At 60.9% G+C, this 14,126-nt stretch carries 13 protein-coding genes, 1 tRNA gene and 1 pseudogene; 9 read left to right on the top strand and 6 right to left on the bottom strand.

The features are described 5' to 3' along the window. Positions 1-82: 82 nt before the first annotated feature. On the bottom strand, positions 83-715 hold the full coding sequence (locus J9788_RS07800; protein WP_182264218.1) for a helix-turn-helix domain-containing protein: 633 nt from the start codon (positions 713-715) through the stop codon (positions 83-85). Between the two features lie 123 nt (positions 716-838). Then, a complete protein-coding gene (locus tag J9788_RS07795) occupies positions 839-1,651 on the bottom strand; it encodes an IclR family transcriptional regulator C-terminal domain-containing protein (RefSeq protein ID WP_046896497.1) in 813 nt (270 codons plus the stop codon). Between the two features lie 189 nt (positions 1,652-1,840). Between J9788_RS07795 and J9788_RS07790 the strand changes: the two genes are divergently transcribed. The 6 genes and pseudogenes from J9788_RS07790 to pcaC all read left to right on the top strand — a co-directional run bounded on the left by J9788_RS07790 (position 1,841) and on the right by pcaC (position 6,906). Continuing rightward, positions 1,841-2,530, top strand: a complete 690-nt coding sequence (locus tag J9788_RS07790) for a 3-oxoacid CoA-transferase subunit A (RefSeq protein WP_182264217.1) — start codon at positions 1,841-1,843, stop codon at positions 2,528-2,530. Between the two features lie 11 nt (positions 2,531-2,541). Further along, a complete protein-coding gene (locus tag J9788_RS07785; RefSeq protein ID WP_089191977.1) occupies positions 2,542-3,195 on the top strand; it encodes a 3-oxoacid CoA-transferase subunit B in 654 nt (217 codons plus the stop codon). 10 nt (positions 3,196-3,205) lie between these two features. Next, complete coding sequence (pcaF, locus tag J9788_RS07780) at positions 3,206-4,408, top strand: 3-oxoadipyl-CoA thiolase (RefSeq protein ID WP_182264216.1); 1,203 nt, start codon at positions 3,206-3,208, stop codon at positions 4,406-4,408. Positions 4,409-4,411: 3 nt separating this feature from the next. Beyond that, complete coding sequence (locus J9788_RS07775) at positions 4,412-5,761, top strand: 3-carboxy-cis,cis-muconate cycloisomerase (protein WP_028128139.1); 1,350 nt, start codon at positions 4,412-4,414, stop codon at positions 5,759-5,761. Next, positions 5,752-6,495 (top strand): annotated as a pseudogene (gene pcaD, locus J9788_RS25060) (3-oxoadipate enol-lactonase); the annotation flags it as partial. The gene J9788_RS07775 and the pseudogene pcaD, both read left to right, overlap by 10 nt. Then, positions 6,496-6,906 (top strand): 4-carboxymuconolactone decarboxylase, encoded by a 411-nt coding sequence (pcaC, locus tag J9788_RS25055; RefSeq protein WP_208060768.1) that lies wholly within the window; start codon positions 6,496-6,498, stop codon positions 6,904-6,906. 9 nt (positions 6,907-6,915) lie between these two features. Here the strand turns inward: pcaC and J9788_RS07765 are convergent, their stop codons facing one another. The 3 genes from J9788_RS07765 to pcaH are packed head-to-tail and all read right to left on the bottom strand — an operon-like array spanning position 6,916 to position 9,265. After that, positions 6,916-7,848, bottom strand: a complete 933-nt coding sequence (locus tag J9788_RS07765) for a LysR substrate-binding domain-containing protein (RefSeq protein ID WP_046896494.1) — start codon at positions 7,846-7,848, stop codon at positions 6,916-6,918. A 59-nt stretch (positions 7,849-7,907) separates the two neighbouring features. Next, positions 7,908-8,528: a protocatechuate 3,4-dioxygenase subunit alpha gene (gene pcaG / locus J9788_RS07760; RefSeq protein WP_046896493.1), complete on the bottom strand. Its 621-nt coding sequence runs from the start codon at positions 8,526-8,528 to the stop codon at positions 7,908-7,910. Next, positions 8,528-9,265 carry a protocatechuate 3,4-dioxygenase subunit beta gene (gene pcaH / locus J9788_RS07755; RefSeq protein ID WP_016927158.1) on the bottom strand — a complete coding sequence of 246 codons (738 nt, stop codon included), beginning with the start codon at positions 9,263-9,265 and terminating at the stop codon, positions 8,528-8,530. Before pcaH ends, pcaG begins: the two co-directional genes overlap by 1 nt. Positions 9,266-9,494: 229 nt before the next feature. Here pcaH and J9788_RS07750 point away from each other — a divergent pair, with 229 nt between their 5' ends. Continuing rightward, entirely contained in the window at positions 9,495-11,390 is a 1,896-nt protein-coding gene (locus tag J9788_RS07750) for a bifunctional sugar phosphate isomerase/epimerase/4-hydroxyphenylpyruvate dioxygenase family protein (RefSeq protein ID WP_182264215.1), read from the top strand. A gap of 255 nt (positions 11,391-11,645) precedes the next feature. Further along, complete coding sequence (locus tag J9788_RS07745) at positions 11,646-13,019, top strand: aromatic acid/H+ symport family MFS transporter (protein ID WP_182265086.1); 1,374 nt, start codon at positions 11,646-11,648, stop codon at positions 13,017-13,019. Positions 13,020-13,131: 112 nt separating this feature from the next. Here J9788_RS07745 and J9788_RS07740 read toward each other — a convergent pair. Beyond that, positions 13,132-13,221: transfer RNA gene (locus J9788_RS07740), tRNA-Ser, on the bottom strand. A 92-nt stretch (positions 13,222-13,313) separates the two neighbouring features. On the opposite strand from J9788_RS07740, the gene mtfA reads away from it, so the two are divergent. After that, complete coding sequence (mtfA, locus tag J9788_RS07735; RefSeq protein ID WP_046896490.1) at positions 13,314-14,114, top strand: DgsA anti-repressor MtfA; 801 nt, start codon at positions 13,314-13,316, stop codon at positions 14,112-14,114. The last annotated feature ends 12 nt before the right edge of the window (positions 14,115-14,126 follow it).

Genomic DNA, 14,126 nt, shown 5'->3' with positions numbered 1-14,126 from the left:
AAGAGGAAGCCACCGCGGGGTCAGACTGTCCCCGCCGGAAATCAAGTTTAAACCAGCATAATGAATCGCCAGTCATCGGCCATTAACGGTCGGCCAGCCGGTAAACCGGTACCTTGCGCGTCGTGCCGGTCAGGGTGTCGAAAATCTCCGTTTCCGCCGTCACGATCGTCATGCCGTTTTTTCTTAGCCTGCGCACTTCGGCGGCGATGCGTTGTATGCCGAACCAGAACAGTCCGTCCAGCGCCGTGACGCGCAGCCCCTGCTCCAGCGCCAGCTTGAGCCGCTCACGCGGCGCCTTGAGCGCCTTGGCGATTTCCCGGTAAGGCAGCGCATCCACGCCCGACGCCGATGTTCGGTGAATGCGGGTAGACAGACCGTATTGGAAGGCCTCGGGCACGTCGCTTAAATCGCTCTTCAGGCTGTAAACGCAACCAAAGCGCTTGCCGTTGAACACCACATTTTTTTGACTGATCGACAGCTCATCGCGCAGGCCGGCAATCAGCTGCGGCGCCCGCACCAGCAATAAGCGAAACGGCAATTCGAAACTGGTCACATAGTCCACGTTGAGCAACGCAATGCGCAGGCGCTCTTCCGCGCCCGCCTGCGTCTGGCGACACTCGTTCAACACCTCGCTCCACTGGCGCGCAAGCCGTGGGGCTTCATCCAGCGGCGCGAAATGGTATTTCTCGATGTGGTAGTCGATTCTTTCGTTCATGTCCGTTGGCCCCCGCGTCAGTCATCATGCCCTCAGCAAATTACCTTACCCGCGCCCCACAATACAACACCGCATCGCGCCGCAAGATGCGGAAAAAATCGGGCGCATACGCCCCCTGCGCGCTCAAGGTGAGTCGTGCAACAGCAGCGATATCTCTTCGGCGGCCGAGCGCAACAAAGGCAGGTGGTGCTGATGCAAACGCTCTGCGGAAACCTGGCTGGCATGCACGCCGACGTTCAACGCCGCGGCGATGCGTCCGTCCGGCGTGGTGAGCGGCACCGCCAGTGAACGCAGGCCAATCTCCAGTTCCTGATCGTTGATGGCATATCCCTGCTGACGCACGCGCGCCAGCTCTTCCCGCAATGCGCTGACGCTCACCAGGGTATGGCTGGTGTAACGCAGTTGAGTCAATCGCGCCAAATAGTCATTCAACGTCTCACTGGCGAGCCCGCTGAGCAGCACCCGCCCCATCGACGTCGTGCTGGCGGGTAAGCGACTGCCGACGTGCAAATCGATGGTCATGATCCGCGAAGTCGATGCGCGGGCGATATAAAGAATGTCATCGCCGTCCAATATGGCCATGGAACAGGACTCATTGAGCGTCTGGCTGAGTTGCCTCAACACCGGCTGCGCGGCGTTGGCCAACGGCGAAGCCCCCAGCCAGTTGTGCCCCAGCGACAAGACGCGCGGGCGCAGCTCATAATTCTTACCGTCTTCCGCGTACACAAAGCCCAGCTTACTCAGGGTGTAAAGGCAGCGGCGCACCGCCGCGCGCGGAATGCCGGTACGCTGGCTAATCTGCGACACCGACATCAGCCGCCGCTGCGGCGTAAAAGCCTGCAGGACCTCCAATCCTCGCGCCAAAGAGGCCATAAAGTCGGGATCCCCCTTCCAGGGATCGGTGCTGCTGCGCGTAATTTCCTGTTCTTTTTCCATTCTCGTTACCCCGCTGTCTGCCTGAAATATCGGTGTGCCGACGATCACAACCTGCGAATGCCTCTCAAAGAATAGCCGATAATCGCACACTTTTTCGATAATCGGTATTGTTTGCCTGAAAGGGACGATCTACTTTTCCCATTGACGATAAACACTCCCTCAGCGGGCGCCGAATGAAAGGAACAACAGATGATCGATAAAAGTGTGGCCACCCTGGAAGACGCCGTGTCCATCATTCCGGACCGCGCGAGCATCATGATTGGCGGTTTTGGCCCCGCGGGACAACCGCTGGAACTGATCGATGCGCTGATTGAACGCGGTGCCCGCGAGCTGACGGTAATCAGCAATAACGCCGGCAACGGCGACAGCGGCCTCGCGGCGCTGCTCAAGACCGGCCATGTGCGAAAGATGATTTGTTCCTTCCCGCGCCAGTCCGATTCGTGGGTCTTTGACGACCTTTATCGCCGCGGCGCGATCGAACTGGAACTGGTGCCTCAGGGCAACCTTGCCGCCCGCATGCAGGCCGCCGGCAGCGGGTTGGGCGGCATTTTCACCCCAACCGCCTTTGGCACGCCGCTGGCGCAAGGCAAAGAAACGCGTGAAATCGACGGACGGCATTACGTATTTGAAACGCCCTTAAAGGCAGATTTCGCCTTGATAAAGGCCCATCGGGGTGACCGCTGGGGCAATCTGGTTTACCGCAAAGCGGCGCGTAATTTTGGCCCGGTGATGGCGATGGCCGCCGCCACGACGATAGCGCAGGTCGCTGAATTGGTGCCGCTGGGCGCACTGGATCCGGAAAACGTGATAACGCCGGGCATCTTCGTCCAGCGCCTGGTGGCGGTGGCGCGCCCCGCGACCTTTTCCCTCTCTGCCTGAGGAGTCATAACATGCAAAAATTAACCCGCGACCAATTAGCCCAACGGGTAGCGCGCGATATTCCGGAAGGCGCCTACGTCAACCTCGGGATTGGGCTGCCGACCCGCATCGCTAACTACCTGCCCGCCGACAAAGAGGTGATTCTGCACAGCGAAAACGGCCTGCTCGGCATGGGGCCGTCACCCGCGCCGGGCGAAGAAGATCCGGAACTCATCAACGCCGGTAAAGAACGGGTGACCTTGCTGCCCGGCGGCAGTTATTTCCATCACGCCGACTCTTTTACCATGATGCGCGGCGGCCACCTCGATATCTGCGTGATGGGGGCGTATCAGGTCTCGGCTGCCGGCGATCTGGCCAACTGGAGCACCGGCGCCGAAGACGCGATCCCGGCGGTGGGCGGCGCCATGGATCTGGCCATCGGCGCGCGCAAAGTCTATGTGATGATGGACTACCTGACCAAGACCGGCGAATGCAAGCTGGTGGAGCAGTGCAGCTACCCGTTGACCGGATTGGCCTGCGTCAGCCGCATTTATTCGGATATGGCAATCATTGATATCACCCCGGACGGCCCGCAGGTGCGGGAGCTGTGCCCGGGGCTCACCTTTGACGCGCTGCAAGCGTTAACCCCGATACGTTTACTGCAATCTGACTTGATCCCCGCTTGAGGAAATCGCCATGCAACAGGCTTTTATCTGCGATGCCGTTCGTACGCCATTCGGCCGTTACGGCGGCGCATTATCCGCGCTGCGCGCCGACGATTTGGCCGCTCTGCCCCTGAAGGCGCTGCTTGCCCGACTGCCGCAGTTGGATCCCCACGCCATTGATGACGTTATTCTGGGGTGCGCCAACCAGGCCGGTGAAGACAACCGCAACGTGGCGCGAATGGCGCTGCTGTTGGCCGGATTGCCCCACACCGTGCCGGGCACCACCCTCAATCGCCTGTGCGGTTCGGGATTGGACGCGGTAGGCATGGCGGCGCGCGCCATTAAATGCGGCGAAGCGGAGGTCATCATCGCGGGCGGCGTGGAAAGCATGTCGCGCGCGCCCTTTGTCACCGGCAAAGCGGACAGCGCCTTCAGCCGCTCGCTGAAAATGGAAGATACGACGATGGGATGGCGCTTTATCAACCCGCAGATGCGCGCGCGGTTCGGTGTCGAAACCATGCCTGAAACCGCCGAAAATGTGGCTCGCGATTTCGCCGTCAGCCGCGCCGATCAAGACGCCTTTGCCTTGCGCAGCCAACAGCGCGCCGCCCGCGCTCAGGAGCTGGGCCTGTTTGATGAGGAACTGATCGCCGTCAGCATTCCGCAACGCAAAGGCGAGCCGCTCAGCCTGGTTCGCGACGAACATCCCCGCAGCACCTCTTTGGCCGCGCTGTCCGCCCTGAAAGGCGTCGTGCGCCCCGAAGGGAGCGTCACCGCCGGCAACGCCTCGGGCATCAACGACGGGGCCAGCGCCCTGCTCATTGCCAGCGAGCGCGCGGCGGTGCAGTATGGACTCGCGCCGCTGGCGCGTGTGGTCGGCATGTCCGCCTGCGGCGTAGAGCCGCGCATCATGGGTTACGGGCCGGTTCCCGCGGTCCGCAAAGTGCTGGCGCAAACCGGTTTGAGCCTGGCGCAAATGGACGTCATCGAGTTGAATGAAGCCTTTGCCGCCCAGGCGCTGGCCGTGACGCGCGCCCTGGGGCTGCCGGATGACGCGGAACAGGTCAACCCTAACGGCGGCGCTATCGCGCTGGGGCATCCCCTGGGGGCATCCGGCGGCAGGTTGGCCATGACCGCCGCTTATCAACTGCGGCGCACCGGCGGACGCTTTGCCCTGTGCACCATGTGCGTCGGTGTCGGGCAAGGCGTCGCCTTGATTCTGGAACGGATATAACGAATGTCTCTCTATAGCGCAATGTTTATGGCTTCGCCATTAACGCCCTGCTTCAGCGACACGGCGCTGCTGCAGGGCATGCTTGATTTCGAAGCCGGTCTGGCGCAGGCCCTGGCGTCTGCAGGGATTACCGATGACGCGTCCGCGCGGATCATACGCAGCCACTGCCAGGCGGAAAAGCTCGACGCCGCCGCGCTGACGCAATCCGCCGGATTGGCGGGCAATTTAGCCATTCCCCTCGTCAAACAATTGACGGCGTTGGTGGCGCAAACCTCACCGGAAGCGGCGCGTTTTGTTCACTGGGGGGCGACCAGTCAGGATGCGATTGACAGCGGGCTGGTGCTGCAACTGCGCAGCGCGCTCGATAAAACCGACGCGCTGCTCAATCAGCTGATTGCGGCGCTGACGGCGCAATGCCGGCGCCATAGCGCAACGTTAATGGTGGGCCGCACCTGGCTGCAACACGCTTTGCCAACGACGCTGGGGCTGAAGCTGGCCGGCACGCTGGACGCCTTGCTGCGCTATCGGGCGCGTCTGGCTGAAATGCGGCCACGCGTGCTCGCGTTGCAATTCGGCGGCGCGGCCGGCACGCTCGCCTCGCTCGGCGAACAGGGCGAGCGCGTTGAGCGGGCGCTGGCGCAAGCGCTGGCCCTGCCGCGCAGCGCCACGCCCTGGCATACCCAACGCGATCGGTTGTTGGAGCTGGCGAGTTGGTATGCCGGCCTGACGGGGTCGCTCGGCAAGCTGGCGCGCGACATGTCTTTGTTGATGCAGACCGAAGTCGCTGAAATCAGCGAACCGTCGGCCCCCGGACGCGGCGGCTCTTCCACGATGCCGCATAAGCGCAATCCAGTGCTCTGCGCCGCCATCCTCAGCGCAGCCAACCGTCTGCCTGCGTTGATGTCCGGATTGTATGCCGGCCTGGTGCAGGAGCACGAACGCGCGCTGGGGGGCTGGCAGGCCGAGTGGCAAAGCCTGCCGCAGCTCCTGGTGCTGAGCGGGGCAGCATTGGCGCAAAGCCTGGATCTCATTAACGGTCTGGAGGTGCATGAAGCGGCGATGCGGCGCAATCTGGCGCTGACGCAGGGGCTGATCATGGCTGAATCGGTTACCCTGGCCTTGGCCCCCACCCTCGGACGTCAACAGGCGCACCATCATATAGAACGGTGCTGCCGGCAAGCCCTGGCCACCCAGCAACCCCTGTTAACCCTGCTGTGCGCCGATGCGGAAGTCTCTTCCCGACTCAGCCGGGAAACCCTGGAAACCTTGCTCGATCCGGCCAATGCCACCGGCAGCACGCAGCGTTTCATTCAACAAGTCCTGGCGATGGCCGAGAGGGAGCAATCATGTTGAATTATGTCCTTGAGGGGCCTGAAAACGCCCCGGTTATTCTGTTTGGCAACTCGCTGGGCACCTCATTGGCAATGTGGCAGCCGCAGCGCGACGCGTTCATCGCCCACTATCGCATTCTGCGCTACGACGTTGCCGGCCACGGCGACTCTGCGCCCGATGAACAGCCCGGCTCGCTGGCGCGACTGGGTGAACAGGTGCTGTCCCTGCTGGACACTCTGGCAATCGATCGCGTGCATTTCTGCGGCATCTCCATGGGGGGGCTGACGGGGTTATGGCTGGCGCGCTTTCATGCCGATCGCTTGCTGACGCTGACGATCGCCAATAGCGCCGCGAAAATCGGGGTGACGGAGCATTGGCGAGAACGCGCCGCGCAGGTGCGCCAGTGCGGCATGTCCGCCGTCAGCGATGGCGCGGCAGCGCGCTGGTTCACCCCGGCATTTTGCCAATCCGCCCCCGTCAGGGTGCAAACCGTCTTGCAACAGCTCACCGCCTGCGATCCCAAGGGCTATGCCGCTTGCTGCGACGCGCTGGCGACCGCCGATTTACGCGCCGAACTGGCAGGCATCCGCGTGCCGACGCTGGTTATCGCCGGACATGAGGATGCGGTAACGACCGTCGACGATGCAAAAGCCCTGGCGGCAGGCATTCCCGACGCGCAATGCGTCATCCTGCCCGCCGCCCATCTGTCCAGCATCGAAGCCTGGCGGGCATTTAACCGCGCGTTCAGGGCCTTTTTGGATGAGCAGCTCACGCAGAGACAGCGCTATCAGCAAGGCCTGACGGTGCGCAGAGCCGTGTTGGGCGATGAGCATGTCGATAATACCCTCGCGGCGCTGTCGCCGCTCAACGAGGAGTTTCAGCATTTCATCACCCGCTACGCCTGGGGGGAAATATGGACGCGTCCGGGCTTGTCGCGCCATACCCGCAGCCTGATCACCATCGCGATGCTGATCGCCTTGAATCGCGAAGCTGAGCTGAAAATGCATATCCGGGCCGCCTTCAATAACGGCGTCACACGTGAAGAGATCAAAGAAGTTCTGATGCATGCGGCGCTTTACTGCGGCTTACCCGCCTCGAACGCCGCTTTTCATCTGGCGCAGTCCGTCTTTGCCGAATACGACGCCGGGCGGCGATCGGACGACTAGAAGACGCGGTTATACCGGCACATCCAGCACCCTTTGGCGCAGCGCAGCAACCAGGCGCTGCTGCTCAGGGGACGAGAGCGCCTCTTGCCGGGTAATGATGCCCAGCGGCTCGGCCATGCCCTGGGTAGGCAACGGCAGCGCACGCAGGTGATTGCTGAACAAATCGTCACGCACCGCGCCGTAAGGCACCAACCACACATAGCCATACTGCAGCGTCAGGCAGCGCGCCAGCGTGACCGACAACGTCTCGACGCACCCTTCCGGCACCGCCAGCCCTTGGCTGACAATGAGCGCCTCCGCATTCTGACGTGGCACCGTACCCCGCGGCGAGAGCACCAGTGGCCAGCTCAACGCCTCCGCCAGCGAGACATCCGAATGCAACAGCGGATGATGAGGAGCAACCACCAGCCGCAGCGTTTCATGGTACAGCAGCTCGAAGTTGAGCCCCTCCATGCGGGAGGGGTCTGACATGCGCCCGATGCCTAACGTTAATTGCCCCGATCTCACCGCCATCATCAGCGCATCGTTGGCCAGCGTCGTAACCTGCATGCGCCAGCCGGAGGATTGCTGCTGCAACCCCACCACGACCGGCGCGACCAGGCTCACCAGCGTGGTGGGCAGCGCGCCGATATGCAGCGGCGCCGGCAGCGCCTCGCTGTCCGAGGCAAGCGTGCGCCCCAACACATTCAGCGCATCCAGAACGCGGCTGGCATCCTGCAGGAAACGCGCCCCGGCGGCGGTCAGTTCCGCCCCCTGCCGATTGCGCGAAAAAAGGCGCTCGCCGGCCAGGCTTTCCAGTTCGTTGAGCGTTTTAGAGAGCGCGGGCTGCGTGATGCCCAATTGCTGTGCGGCGCGCACCAACGTCCCCTGTTGCGCGGTAGCGACAAAGGCGTGCAGATGACGAAGGCGGATGCGTTGGCTAAAGCGAGAAGTCATGTTCATGATTTATAGTATTAACTTGCCGCCGACGCGGCAAGCTCATTGTCAGGGCGTACGGAGGATCAAATATCAAAAAAAACGGTTTCGTTCTCGCCCTGTAACCAGATGTCGAAATGGTACACCGTCTGATCCCCGCGCTGCCGCCTTTGCGCCAATAACGTGCTGCGCCGTGTTTCCCACTCGATGAGATTCAACACCGGATCTTCGGCATTGGCCGCCTGTTCGTCGGCAAAGTAGAGACGCGTGTTCAACCCGATGTTGATGCCGCGAGCCACTATCCACAGATTGAGATGGGGCGCCATCAACCGACCGTCGCGCCCCGTCACGCGCCCCGGTTTAATCGTCTCGAATTGCCACAGGCCGCTGGTGAAATCCGAACAGGTTCGCCCCCAGCCGCGAAACGCCGGATCGTCGGGTTTATCCAACTGACCGTCGGCGGGGTGCTGATATCGCCCGGCGGCGTTGGCCTGCCAGACTTCGACCAGCGCGTCTCGCACCGGCGTGCCGGAGCCGTCATAGACATGCCCTTCCACCACGATGCGCTCCCCGCGCGTCTCCGGTTGCGTCAATACATGGGTGAAATTACGCTCGAAAATATCAAAGCCGGCGGCATGCGGCGCCAAACCGATGTGCACATAAGGCCCGGCGGTTTGCGAGGCCGTTTCAGACAAATACTTTTTCATCACGCGGCTCCCTGTGTACGGTTCTCAAACCACGTGGCTCGATGGCCCCGCAGCACCAGATCGAAGCGGTAAGCCAGACTGTCCAGCGGCACGGCGGCGTGCATATCCAGCTCGGCAATCAGCGTGCGCATCGCATCGTCACTGCCTACCGACTGCAAGATGGGGCAGCGAACGAGCAACGGATCGCCTTCGAAATACATCTGCGTGATCAAGCGCTGAGCGAACGCTTCGCCGGAGAGCGAGAAGTGAATATGCGCCGGACGCCAGTCGCTGACCTGATTGCGCCAGGGATACGGGCCCGGCTTGATGGTACGAAAACAGTAATACCCGTTGTCGTCGGTCAGCATCCTGCCGCAGCCGCCAAAGTTGGGATCGATAGGCGCCAGATACTGATCTTTCTTGTGACGATAGCGCCCTCCCGCATTGGCCTGCCATACCTCGACCAGTGCGTTGCGCACCGGCGCCCCGAAGGCATCCCGCACAAATCCATGCACGATGATCCGCTCGCCGATCGGTAAGCCGTCTTTGGCGTAATTCAGAATCAGATCGTGATCCAGCGGGCCGATATCCGTTGGCGTGAAGACGGGGGCAGTCAGTTCAGACAGCGAGTTTTGCAATGAAATTAATGCATTGCGCGGCGATCGCAGCACGCTGGTTTTATACAGCGGCGCCAGCGCCGGCGGGTGATGGCTGTAATCGCGATGCACCAGTTCTCGCGCCATCCAATCACTTTTCATCCCGGTATCCTTATTATTTGAGGGTACATGTCGACAGAGTGTAGGAAGCGCAATATGTAAAAGTAAAGTGAGAAAACCGATCGCTTTATATAACCAAAGGTAATGGAATGTTCTGAATTGACGAAACATTTCATTTGGTCCATAACATGATTCAATTCCCGTCGGTGGTCCGCCTCGCTGCTGAATGGTCGCTTTCAGGTCATCCATGACCGCTTAACTGGAGGCAATGATGAAACGTTCTATCGCGACGGTCTCGGTATCGGGTTCGCTGCCGGAAAAACTGCGGGCTATCGCCGCCTCAGGCTTTGATGGCGTCGAAATTTTCGATAACGATCTGGTCTACTACCCCGGTTCACCGGCGGAAATCCGTGAGTTGTGCACCGAACTGAGCCTGGAAATTTTACTGTTCCAGCCGTTTCGGGACTTCGAAGGAGGCCCGCGCGAAACGCTGGCGCAGAACCTTTCCCGCGCGGCGCGCAAGTTCGAAGTCATGCAGCAACTGGGCTGTTCTCGCATGCTGCTCTGCAGCAATGTCTCGCCCGACAGCAGCGAAGACATGGCCACGCAAGTGAGCGATTTGCGCGCGTTGGCGGAGTTGGCCGCCGAGTATGATATTACTGTCGGTTATGAAGCGCTGGCATGGGGACGTCACGTGAATATGTGGCGCGACGCCTGGGCGCGCGTGAAGGCCGTAGATCATCCGGCGTTGGGGATCATTCTCGATAGTTTTCATATCCTGTCGCGCGGCGATAACCTCGATGGCCTCGATGACGTGCCGCCCGAAAAAATCGTGTTTGTCCAACTGGCGGACGCCCCGCTGTTGAAGATGGATGTGCTCGCCTGGAGTCGCCATTTCCGCTGCTTCCCCGGCCAAGGGGAGCTGAATCTGACCCAGTTCCTGACCCAACTTTCCGCGCATGGCTATCGCGGCGCCTGGTCGCTGGAGATATTCAACGATGGTTTCCGCGCCTCGCCGGTGCTCCCCACAGCTCAGGACGGCTTTCGATCGTTGTTGTGGCTGGAGGAGCAAACCTATGACTGGTTGGCCAAACAGCCTCTGCTGCCCAACGCCATGGCCTCGCTCATGGAGCGTTCCTTATTCCATTCGCAGCCGCATCCGCCCTTGCTGGCGCTGGAGTTTATCGAATTTGCCGTCTCGCACAACGACGGGTTGGCGATGGGCCAATGGTTGACGCAGCTGGGATTGGTTCACGCTGGCCAGCACCGCTCCAAAAGCGTCGCCCTCTATCGCAACGGCAAAGTGAATGTCATTCTGAATGCCCAGCCGGAAAGTCAGGCCAGCGGCTATTATCACCTGCACGGCATTTCCCTGTGCGCCGTGGCGTGGCGGGTGCGCGGCGTAGCGCGTTTACTGCAACGGGCGCAAGACTACGGGTACGCCATCTGGCAAGGCGAAACCGGCCCCAACGAGCGGCAAATCCCCGCGCTGTGCGCACCGGACGGCAGCCTGATTTATCTGGTGGAAGCGGACGAAGATCCCAAGAACGATATTTATCACGCCGATTTTCATCTGACTCATCGCAGCGCGCCGCCGCCCGCGCTGCAGAGCATCGATCACCTGGCGATTGCGCTGGCGGATGAATCGAGCGGCAATTGGATCATGTTCCTGCGCAGCGTGCCGGGTTTTGTGCAAGACAACGAGTGGGAATTGCCCGATCCGCTGGGTTTGGTTCGCAGCCGCGTCTTGCGCAGCCCCAACGACACCATCCGGCTGCCGCTGAATATGTCGGTGAGCCGGGAAACGCAAATCGCCCAGGCGTTAACCGCCTATCAGGGCGCAGGGTTGCAGCACGTCGCCTTTGGCTGCGAGGATCTGTTCAGTATGGTGAAAGCGGCGCAGACGCGCGGATTAAAAACGCTGCGTATTCCCGATAACTACTATCACGATCTCAGAGCGCGTTTCGATCTGGACCCCGCTTTTCTCTCACAGCTGCAAGCGGGCAATGTGCTCTACGATCGAGACGATCAGGGCGGAGAATTGCTGCATGTCTACACCGTGCCCTATGAAAAAGGCCGCTTCTTCTTCGAACTTCTGGAGCGCCGAGGCGGCTACCGCGGCTTTGGGGCCGCCAACGCCCCGGTTCGGCTCACCGCCATGCGTTAATCGCGCGGGCCATCAAGGCCCGCCTGTTCTTCCATCTTGCTGAAAAGGTTAATGATCGCGCTCACACTCTCAGTGGCCTCCAGCGCCGCCATTCTCACGGCAATCCCTTTTCATAACATAAAGTTAACACTGCCTCGTCACTCACCGCCGGCTCAACTGTCCGATAAACGCACATTTTTTCGATTATCGCCGTTTAACGTCCGCCCTGGGGCTGCTTATAGTGATGGCACTCAACTACTGCACCGGGAGCCCCCCATGTCGGGAAACAACGCAATCAATGTTCGGGCGCTGATCGACGACCGCCCGTTAGGCAAATGGCAAAAGATGATCGTGCTGCTCGGCTTTTGCATCATTGCTCTGGATGGATTCGATATCGTTATCATGGGATTTATTGCGCCAGAGCTTAAGGCGGATTGGCAAATCACTAACCGCGAACTGGGGCTGGTGATCAGCGCGGCGCTGATTGGCCTGTCGCTGGGCGCGATGCTATCCGGGCCATTGTCAGACAGATTCGGCCGCAAAGTCGTCATCATCAACAGCGTGTTCTTTTTTGGCGTTTGGACGCTGGTGACGGCGTTTTCTCAAAATATGGAGCAGATGATGTTATTTCGCCTGCTCACCGGATTGGGGCTCGGCGCCGCCATGCCGAATGTCGGCACCCTGGTGGCGGAGTTCTCGCCCGCCCGACGCCGCGCTTTCTTGATTACCGTGGTTTTCTGCGGCTTCACCTTTGGCGCCGCCTTGGGCGGATTCGCCGCGTCCTGGCTGATGCCGCGCTTCGGCTGGCATGCCGTGCTGCTGCTCGGCGGGATCTTGCCCCTGCTGTTCGCGCCCGTGCTGATGGCGGCGTTACCCGAATCAGTGTGTTTCCTGGTGGCGAAACGGGCAGATCAGGGCGGCATTCAGCGCATTCTGGCGAAACTGGCGCCCGATCGCGATTTTCGACATTCTACCGTCGTTCTGCCCCCGCCGGGCCAGGTCTGCACGCATCCGGTTAAACTGGTAGTGAACGCGCGGTACCGCTTCGGCAGTTTAATGCTGTGGGGCGCGTATTTTAGCGCGCTGTTTCTGTACTACACCTTAGGCAGTTGGCTGCCGCTGCTGATTAAAGACAGCGGTTTCAACATCGCGCAAGCGGCGGTCATCACCGCGCTGTTTCAGGCGGGCGGGACATTAGGGTCGCTATTTTCCGGGTGGTTGATGGACAGATCCGAACCGCATCGCGCGTTGGCGTCGATTTATGGGTTGGGGGCGCTGTTCACTCTGCTGATGGGGATGGCGATGGGCTACCCCATCCTGATGGGCGGCTGCGCGATGGCCATCGGGTTCTGCATCGGGGGCGCCAACACCGGCATGAACGCGTTGTCGGCCAGCTTTTACCCCACCGAAGTGCGAGCCACCGGCTCCAGCTGGATGCACGGCATCGGCCGTTTGGGCGCTATCTTAAGCGCGCTGGCCGGGGCTGAAATGCTGGCGCTCGGTTGGAGCTTCAGCACCATTTTCGCCGTCCTGGCGCTTCCCGCCCTGCTGACGGTGGCGATGATCGTCGCCAAACGACGTCATCAGGCGCGTCAAGCGACAGAGCATCACTATGCCGCCTATCTGGATGCGCGTTCGAATGATGTTTGATTACGTCGGGAAATAATCGAGAACAAAGGGAAAGGCGTGTCGGCCTGCTGGGCCGGGGCGCTTTAACTGTGATGGGGATCGTTGAAAGATTTTTTCGTAAGTGATTGAATAATGGCGGAGAGAGGGGGATTTGAACCCCCGGTAGAGTTGCCCCTACTCCAGTTTTCGAGACTGGTCCGTTCAGCCGCTCCGGCATCTCTCCTGACAACGCTTGCTATCATGCCCGCTTTTACGGCATTTTTACAGCATTAGCATACCGCTGAACGTTCAAGTGACGACTTTACGAGCAACCTGATGATTAAATGGCCGTGGAAAGCGACTCAACCTTCTCAACCCGAGGCGGATACCCAGGCACAGTGGCGGGACGCGCTGGCGATCCCGCTGCTCTCGCCGCTGAATGAGCAAGAGCGGCAGCGGCTGGTGACCGTCGCCGGGCAGATTTTGCAGCAAAAGCGCATCGTGCCGCTGCAGGGGCTGCAGCTCACCTCGCAGATGCAGGCGCGCATCGCCCTGCTGTTCGCCTTGCCGGTGCTGGAGCTGGGCGCGGAGTGTCTCGACGGCTTCAACGAAATTCTGCTCTACCCCACCCCATTCGTGGTGGAAGACGAATGGCAGGACGAGATCGGTCTGGTGCACTCGGGGCCGGTGGTGCAGTCCGGCCAAAGCTGGGAACAAGGGCCGATCGTGCTCAACTGGCAAGACGTGCAGGACTCTTTCGACCTTTCCGGTTTCAATCTGGTGATCCACGAAGCGGTGCACAAGCTGGATATGCGCAACGGCGGCGTCGCCACCGGCGTGCCGCCGATCCCGCTGCGCGAGGTGGCTGCCTGGGAACATGATCTGCACGCCGCGATGGAAAGCCTGCAGGACGAGATCGACATGGTCGGCGAAGAGGCCGCCAGCATGGATGCCTACGCCGCCACCGATGCGGCCGAGTGCTTCGCCGTGCTGTCGGAGTACTTCTTCAGCGCCCCCGAGCTGCTGGCCGAACGCTTTCCGGCGCTGTATCAGCACTTTTGCCGCTTCTACCGCCAGGATCCGCTGGCGCGCCTGCTGCGCGCCCAGGCGGAAAACGACGCGCAATGGGCTGATTGACAGGCTTATTGC

It is taken from the genome of Serratia sp. X10 (genome assembly GCF_017811775.1).
Taxonomy (GTDB): domain Bacteria; phylum Pseudomonadota; class Gammaproteobacteria; order Enterobacterales; family Enterobacteriaceae; genus Serratia; species Serratia ureilytica.
The sequence above is the reverse complement of the archived record's forward strand: the minus strand, read 5'-3'. Positions and strand labels throughout refer to the sequence as shown.

Coding starts and splice junctions, on each gene's coding strand:
- J9788_RS07800 (WP_182264218.1), bottom strand. CDS start 715: ATGAACGAAAGAATCGACTACCACATCGAGAAATACCATTTCGCGCCG.
- J9788_RS07795 (WP_046896497.1), bottom strand. CDS start 1,651: ATGGAAAAAGAACAGGAAATTACGCGCAGCAGCACCGATCCCTGGAAG.
- J9788_RS07790 (WP_182264217.1), top strand. CDS start 1,841: ATGATCGATAAAAGTGTGGCCACCCTGGAAGACGCCGTGTCCATCATT.
- J9788_RS07785 (WP_089191977.1), top strand. CDS start 2,542: ATGCAAAAATTAACCCGCGACCAATTAGCCCAACGGGTAGCGCGCGAT.
- pcaF (WP_182264216.1), top strand. CDS start 3,206: ATGCAACAGGCTTTTATCTGCGATGCCGTTCGTACGCCATTCGGCCGT.
- J9788_RS07775 (WP_028128139.1), top strand. CDS start 4,412: ATGTCTCTCTATAGCGCAATGTTTATGGCTTCGCCATTAACGCCCTGC.
- J9788_RS07765 (WP_046896494.1), bottom strand. CDS start 7,848: ATGAACATGACTTCTCGCTTTAGCCAACGCATCCGCCTTCGTCATCTG.
- pcaG (WP_046896493.1), bottom strand. CDS start 8,528: ATGAAAAAGTATTTGTCTGAAACGGCCTCGCAAACCGCCGGGCCTTAT.
- pcaH (WP_016927158.1), bottom strand. CDS start 9,265: ATGAAAAGTGATTGGATGGCGCGAGAACTGGTGCATCGCGATTACAGC.
- J9788_RS07750 (WP_182264215.1), top strand. CDS start 9,495: ATGAAACGTTCTATCGCGACGGTCTCGGTATCGGGTTCGCTGCCGGAA.
- J9788_RS07745 (WP_182265086.1), top strand. CDS start 11,646: ATGTCGGGAAACAACGCAATCAATGTTCGGGCGCTGATCGACGACCGC.
- mtfA (WP_046896490.1), top strand. CDS start 13,314: ATGATTAAATGGCCGTGGAAAGCGACTCAACCTTCTCAACCCGAGGCG.